The sequence below is a fragment of the Paenibacillus koleovorans NBRC 103111 genome (assembly GCF_004000845.1).
GTDB lineage: Bacteria > Bacillota > Bacilli > Paenibacillales > NBRC-103111 > Paenibacillus_AA > Paenibacillus_AA koleovorans.
Window position 1 is genome coordinate 1 of record NZ_BIMA01000216.1, and the last position, 3421, is coordinate 3421.

At 49.8% G+C, this 3421-nt stretch carries 3 protein-coding genes; all 3 read left to right on the plus strand.

Features of this window, described 5'->3' with window-relative positions:
- The first annotated feature begins 130 nt into the window (after positions 1-130).
- From PKO02S_RS31690 to PKO02S_RS31700, 3 genes are read left to right on the plus strand one after another with little or no spacing between them, the layout of a single operon-like run.
- The gene (locus PKO02S_RS31690; protein WP_127589244.1) at positions 131-1366 is read left to right on the plus strand and encodes a site-specific integrase; all 1236 of its coding nucleotides are present in this window, start codon (positions 131-133) and stop codon (positions 1364-1366) included.
- Positions 1359-2345, plus strand: coding sequence for a tyrosine-type recombinase/integrase (locus PKO02S_RS31695; protein WP_127589246.1), 987 nt, complete (start codon positions 1359-1361; stop codon positions 2343-2345). Before PKO02S_RS31690 ends, PKO02S_RS31695 begins: the two co-directional genes overlap by 8 nt.
- Positions 2332-3342, plus strand: a complete 1011-nt coding sequence (locus PKO02S_RS31700) for a site-specific integrase (RefSeq protein ID WP_127589248.1) — start codon at positions 2332-2334, stop codon at positions 3340-3342. The genes PKO02S_RS31695 and PKO02S_RS31700 overlap by 14 nt, the downstream gene beginning before the upstream one ends.
- The last annotated feature ends 79 nt before the right edge of the window (positions 3343-3421 follow it).

The window sequence follows — 3421 nt, forward strand, 5'->3', positions numbered from 1 at the left end:
AAAGTAACTATGCAAAGTAGCAGAGCTAAAAGCCCGTCAGATCAACGATTGGATGCAATTTACTTTGCATAGTGTCCGAAAATGAGAGTGAGCGGCTCACGCTCTACGATCATTTTCGGGAGGCATGAATATGCACAAGCAAACATTGGTTGAACTGATTGATGGATTGGAGCAAGAGATGCTGCGTCTGGGCTATACCGAAGGCTCCATGCAGTTTTACCGCAGGCGATGGCGGATGCTGCTTCGGTTTGCAGAAGGACGCGGGGAAGTCCACTATTCTGAACAACTGGGCATTGCGTTTGTCGAGCACCACTTTCAGATCTTCGAAAAAGACTTCGACCGTACCTTGGCCCAGGCAGAAACGCAAGAATTACGAATTATCCGAATGATTGGCGATTTTCAGCTGCACCATACCGTATTGCGTCGCTATTACAAGCACAAGGAAATTCTTACAGATTCCCATTTCATCGCCATAAACGATCGGTTTAAGCACTATTGCACGAGTAAGTCTTACTCGAAAGTCACAACGAATCATTATGTCAAACAGTCTGCCCGTTTCATGGACTATCTGGTTTCGCAGAAAGTCACGGATTGCAAAGGCATTGATTTGCACCTGATCCATGAGTACCTCAAAACCTTGGCCGGCTACACCTACAAGACGGTGGAGCAAGTCATTTGCGCGCTGCGCGCCTTCTTTCGGTTCCTGTTGGAAACGGAAGTTGTTCAAACCGACTTTGCAGCGCAAATGCCGATGATTCAAGCCAGAAAGCAGACGCGTATTCCTTCCGTTTGGACAGCGGATGAATTAAAAAAGCTGATCGCCGCGATTGACAGAGGAAACCCAAAAGGAAAACGGGATTATGCCATCATCCTGCTGGCTTGTCGGTTAGGCATGCGCTGCACCGATATTAAGCATCTGCAAATGACGAGCTTCCGCTGGGAAGAAAAGAAACTGACCTTTATCCAGTCAAAGACCCGACAGTCTCTGTCTCTTCCGCTTCCCCCGGAGGTCGGTTGGGCTGTGATCGACTATCTGAAATATGGCCGTCCCAAAGTCGACAGCCCCGTTTTATTTGTCCGGCACATGGCGCCATTTCTCCCCTTTTCCGAGGAGGATCATCTCAACCAGTTGATTAAAAGCTATATGGAACGGGCGCATTTGCCGACACTCAAAAAAAGGCGTGGCATGCACTCTCTCCGTCATACAATGGCCAGCAGGCTTTTGGAACAGGACACGCCGCTTTCCACCATCTCAGACATACTCGGTCATGTGGACCCCGATTCTACCGCCGTCTACCTGAAGGTCGACATTGAAAAACTGCGGGCCTGTTCGCTTCGACTGGATGAGGCGGCGACCCATGAATAGTGATCGGTATACCGGACCGTTTAAAAACTATATTCTGGGCCATATCGCCTTGAAACAAGCCGTCGGATACAAGTACGAAACCGACGCCGCCCATTTAGCACGTTTTGATCGGTTTACGTTGGAGAGGTACCCGGAAGCCACGACGCTGACCAAGGTGATCGTCTTGGACTGGTGTAGCAAAAAAGCACATGAAACACAAGCAAACCAATGTACTCGCGCTTCAATTCTACGCCAATTCGGTATCTATTTGAATCGCGTTGGAGTTGCCGCGTATGTGCTTCCCAAGGGATACTATCCCACGGGGGCGACTTACGTACCGTACATTTATTCAGCTGACGAACTGCAACGTTTTTTTGCTGAAACGGATCGCTGCCGTTATTGTTATGAATGTCCTGACCGCCATCTGATCATGCCCTTGTTTTTTCGTATGATTTACACTTGCGGACTGCGTGTTTCCGAAGCTCGGCTGCTAACCGTAGCCGATGTGGATTTGGAGCAAGGCATCCTTTCGGTGCACCACTCCAAAAAGGACAATAGCCGGCTTGTCCCCATGTCCGATGAACTGGCAGAACGTTGCCGCAGCTATGCCAGACAGGTGCATCTCTATCCAAGCGCTACGGAGCCCTTCTTCCCGGCGCTGGGCAGAAAGCCGATGACGCTGACAAACGTTTACCACAATTTTCGGCGCTTTCTGTGGCGAGCAGGCATTTCGCACGGCGGCAAAGGCAAGGGACCGAGAATTCATGATTTTCGCCACACCTATGCCTGCCACTGCTTGAAACAATGGGTTTTGCAGGGCCGAGATCTGGCCGCCTATCTGCCTGTGCTGAAAACCTATTTGGGCCATGATTCATTTGCGGAAACCGCCTATTACCTGCGACTGACAGCGGATGTATTCCCTGATCTTACGCTGAAGCTGGAAGGGCGATACCCGGACCTTATTCCAATGCTGGAACGTGCTGAAGATGAAGCCGACTGATTTCGCTAAACATCTGACGGCATTCTTCCAGACGTATCTGACGTCGCAAAAAAACGTCAGTAAAAACACGATCTATTCCTACCGCGACACCTTTAAGCTGTTCCTGCGCTATTGCCAGGAAGTGAAGCAGATCCCGGCGGAACGTCTGGAATTGAACCTGTTGACGAACGATTTGATTACCGGATTTCTGGATTGGCTGGAGTCTGAAAGAAAATGCGGCATTACCACGAGAAACCTGCGCCTTACGGCCATCCATTCCTTTTTTCGGTTCGTACAGTACGAGGAGCCTACGGGACTCTTTCATCTCCAAAAAGCCATGTCCGTCCCGATGAAGAAAGCGCCAAAAGCGATGGTGGAACACTTGTCGCCAGAGGCGATGCAATTGCTTCTGGCCCAGCCGGACAGGAACAGCTTGAAGGGCCGAAGGGATTTGACCTTGATGAGCGTGCTTTATGACACCGGAGCCAGAGTGCAAGAGCTCATTGACCTTCGAGCCGGCGATACATTTCTGGAAACGCCGCCGGTCGTTCAACTGACCGGAAAAGGAAACAAGACCCGTCGTGTTCCGTTGATGAAAAACACGGTTCTTTTATTACAGCGGTATAAGCTTGAACAGAAGTTGGACAGCCCGTCGAAGAATGAGCATCCTTTGTTTACAAACAACCAGCATAACAAATTGACCAAGGAAGGCGTTGCGCACATCCTTGCCAAATATGTGGCCGCGGCAAGAAAAACATCGACCATTGTGCCGCCGAAAGTGCGAGCCCATATGTTACGGCACTCCAAGGCCATGCATCTGCTGCAAGCGGGCGTTAATCTCATCTACATTCGCGACTTCCTTGGCCATGTAGATTTAAAGACGACAGAGGTCTATGCCAGAACGGATACGGAAACAAAGCGAAAAGCGATTGAGCAAGCTTATCCTGACCTGGTAGATCCCCAATTGCCGGACTGGAACCAAGATCAGGCGCTGCTTTCTTGGCTTTCAGAGCTGTAGCCGAAATACTATGCAAAGTAAATGAACCGAAAACCTGATAACTAGGGGCTTTTTGAGGTTTACTTTGCATAGTGCTTTT